This window comes from Megasphaera sp. UBA4382, from assembly GCF_002391155.1.
Lineage (GTDB): Bacteria > Bacillota > Negativicutes > Veillonellales > Megasphaeraceae > Megasphaera > Megasphaera hexanoica.
In genome coordinates this window covers 14,405-14,845 of record NZ_DGRS01000083.1, presented here as the reverse complement: position 1 = coordinate 14,845, position 441 = coordinate 14,405, and the positions used below count along the sequence as shown (strand labels likewise).

The window sequence follows — 441 nt, the reverse complement described above, 5'->3', positions numbered from 1 at the left end:
CGGATATATGAGCTCATCGGCTGTTACAGCCGGGCCATTGCCAGCCGCAACGTCCGCGTAGCGACCATCATCGCCGGATGGCAGCTGACGGCCTGTGCCGGCTATATGCCCGATACAGCGGCCGCTCAGGTGTATATGGGACCAGGGACTGATGGCAGAAAGACCTATTACCTGTCCGATGAAAGAGAAGACATGCAGCCCGTCCCTTTGCCGTCAGCCGTCCGTCAGCTCTGGCAGACTCTTTTAACCTATTCCTGGCAAAAGACAGATACCATACGGCTCCCCCGGAATCAACTGGCATTCCTGGAACACCTGCTGTACAGCTACGTAGAAGAACTCAGCGGCCGACAACTCAAATGCCGTAAACTGATAGAAGAGGGAAAGAAAGTGTAAGGGAGAGAGAGTTTGAAGTTTGATGAAAGAAAAGACGATCCCCACGAA

1 pseudogene is annotated in these 441 nt (G+C 53.5%); it reads left to right on the top strand.

Annotation, left to right across the window (positions count from 1 at the left end):
- A pseudogene (locus tag B4H10_RS10485) lies at positions 1-393 on the top strand (DNA repair protein RecO); the annotation flags it as partial.
- Between the last annotated feature and the right edge of the window lie 48 nt (positions 394-441).